This is a genomic window from Fictibacillus sp. 7GRE50, assembly GCF_015903875.1.
Lineage (GTDB): Bacteria > Bacillota > Bacilli > Bacillales > Fictibacillaceae > Fictibacillus > Fictibacillus phosphorivorans.
In genome coordinates, this window is record NZ_JACZDW010000016.1 from 1 (window position 1) to 3,042 (window position 3,042).

Sequence of the window (3,042 nt, forward strand, 5' to 3'; positions counted from 1 at the left end):
TTAAGGATAAGCCCTCGACCGATTAGTATCTGTCAGCTCCACGTGTCACCACGCTTCCACACCAGACCTATCAACCTCATCATCTCTAAGGGGTCTTACTCACTTGCGTGATGGGAAATCTCATCTTGAGGGGGGCTTCATGCTTAGATGCTTTCAGCACTTATCCCGTCCACACGTAGCTACCCAGCTATGCCCCTGGCGGAACAACTGGTACACCAGCGGTGTGTCCATCCCGGTCCTCTCGTACTAAGGACAGCTCCTCTCAAATTTCCTGCGCCCGCGACGGATAGGGACCGAACTGTCTCACGACGTTCTGAACCCAGCTCGCGTACCGCTTTAATGGGCGAACAGCCCAACCCTTGGGACCTACTTCAGCCCCAGGATGCGATGAGCCGACATCGAGGTGCCAAACCTCCCCGTCGATGTGGACTCTTGGGGGAGATAAGCCTGTTATCCCCAGGGTAGCTTTTATCCGTTGAGCGATGGCCCTTCCATGCGGAACCACCGGATCACTAAGCCCGACTTTCGTCCCTGCTCGACTTGTAGGTCTCGCAGTCAAGCTCCCTTGTGCCTTTACACTCTGCGAATGATTTCCAACCATTCTGAGGGAACCTTTGGGCGCCTCCGTTACTGTTTAGGAGGCGACCGCCCCAGTCAAACTGCCCACCTGACACTGTCTCCGAACCGGATTACGGTCCAAGGTTAGAATTTCAATACAGCCAGGGTAGTATCCCACCGACGCCTCCACCGAAGCTGGCGCTCCGGCTTCTCAGGCTCCTACCTATCCTGTACAAGCTGTACCAAAATCCAATATCAAGTTGCAGTAAAGCTCCATGGGGTCTTTCCGTCCTGTCGCGGGTAACCTGCATCTTCACAGGTACTATAATTTCACCGGGTCTCTCGTTGAGACAGTATCCAAGTCGTTACACCTTTCGTGCGGGTCGGAACTTACCCGACAAGGAATTTCGCTACCTTAGGACCGTTATAGTTACGGCCGCCGTTTACTGGGGCTTCAATTCAGAGCTTCTCCTAAAAGGATAACCCCTCCTCTTAACCTTCCAGCACCGGGCAGGTGTCAGCCCCTATACTTCACCTTGCGGTTTCGCAGAGACCTGTGTTTTTGCTAAACAGTCGCTTGGATCTATTCACTGCGGCTCTCTCGGGCGATAAACCCTATCAGAGCACCCCTTCTCCCGAAGTTACGGGGTCATTTTGCCGAGTTCCTTAACGAGAGTTCTCCCGATCATCTTAGGATTCTCTCCTCGCCTACCTGTGTCGGTTTGCGGTACGGGCACCTCTTTCCTCACTAGAGGCTTTTCTTGGCAGTGTAGGATCAGGGACTTCGGTACTAAAATTTCCCTCGCCATCACAGCTCAGCCTTCATGTTGGGCGGATTTGCCTACCCAACAGCCTAACTGCTTAGACGCACTATTCCATCAGTGCGCTCACCCTACCTTACTGCGTCCCCCCATTGTTCAAACGGAAAGGAGGTGGTACAGGAATATCAACCTGTTATCCATCGCCTACGCTTTTCAGCCTCGGCTTAGGCCCCGACTAACCCTGAGCGGACGAGCCTTCCTCAGGAAACCTTAGGCTTTCGATGGACAAGATTCTCACTTGTCTTTCGCTACTCATACCGGCATTCTCACTTCAAAGCGCTCCACCAGTCCTTCCGGTCTGACTTCGCTGCACTTCGAACGCTCCCCTACCCCTGTACCATACGGTACAAGCCATAGCTTCGGTGATACGTTTAGCCCCGTTACATTTTCGGCGCAGAGTCACTCGACCAGTGAGCTATTACGCACTCTTTAAATGGTGGCTGCTTCTAAGCCAACATCCTGGTTGTCTGGGCAACTCCACATCCTTTGCCACTTAACGTATACTTTGGGACCTTAGCTGATGGTCTGGGCTGTTTCCCTTTTGACTACGGATCTTATCACTCGCAGTCTGACTCCCGCGGATAATTCTCTGGCATTCGGAGTTTGACTGAATTCGGTAACCCTGTGGGGGCCCCTAGTCCAATCAGTGCTCTACCTCCAGGAATCTTGCCGCGAGGCTAGCCCTAAAGCTATTTCGGGGAGAACCAGCTATCTCCGTGTTCGATTGGCATTTCACCCCTACCCACACCTCATCCCCGCACTTTTCAACGTGCGTGGGTTCGGGCCTCCATTCAGTGTTACCTGAACTTCACCCTGGACATGGGTAGATCACACGGTTTCGGGTCTACGACCACGTACTATGTCGCCCTATTCAGACTCGCTTTCGCTGCGGCTCCGTCTTATCAACTTAACCTTGCACGGGATCGTAACTCGCCGGTTCATTCTACAAAAGGCACGCCGTCACCCGTTAATGGGCTCCGACTACTTGTAGGCACACGGTTTCAGGATCTGTTTCACTCCCCTTCCGGGGTGCTTTTCACCTTTCCCTCACGGTACTGGTTCACTATCGGTCACTAGGGAGTATTTAGCCTTGGGAGATGGTCCTCCCGGATTCCGACGGGGTTTCACGTGTCCCGCCGTACTCAGGATCCACTCAGGAGGGAACGAAGTTTCAGCTACAGGGCTGTTACCTTCTTCGGCTGGCCTTTCCAGACCACTTCACCTACTTCGTTCCTTTGTAACTCCGTATAGAGTGTCCTACAACCCCAGAGAGCAAGCTCTCTGGTTTGGGCTGATTCCGTTTCGCTCGCCGCTACTCAGGAAATCGCATTTGCTTTCTCTTCCTCCGGGTACTTAGATGTTTCAGTTCCCCGGGTCTGCCTTCTCATACCCTATGTATTCAGATATGGATACCATCCCATTACGGATGGTGGGTTCCCCCATTCGGAAATCCCCGGATCAATGCTTACTTACAGCTCCCCGAGGCATATCGGTGTTCGTCCCGTCCTTCTTCGGCTCCTAGTGCCAAGGCATCCACCGTGCGCCCTTTCTAGCTTAACCTTATATGATGTTTACACATCAAAGATTCTTGCTTGGCGCAGATTAGATAAATCTATCTGCCTTGCATATTGTTTGGATGTCGATATCTAGTTTTCAAAGAACA

1 rRNA gene is annotated in these 3,042 nt (G+C 52.5%); it reads right to left on the minus strand.

Annotation, left to right across the window (positions count from 1 at the left end):
- Nucleotides 1-2: 2 nt before the first annotated feature.
- Nucleotides 3-2,939 (minus strand): 23S ribosomal RNA (locus tag IHV12_RS22430).
- Nucleotides 2,940-3,042 lie beyond the last annotated feature (103 nt).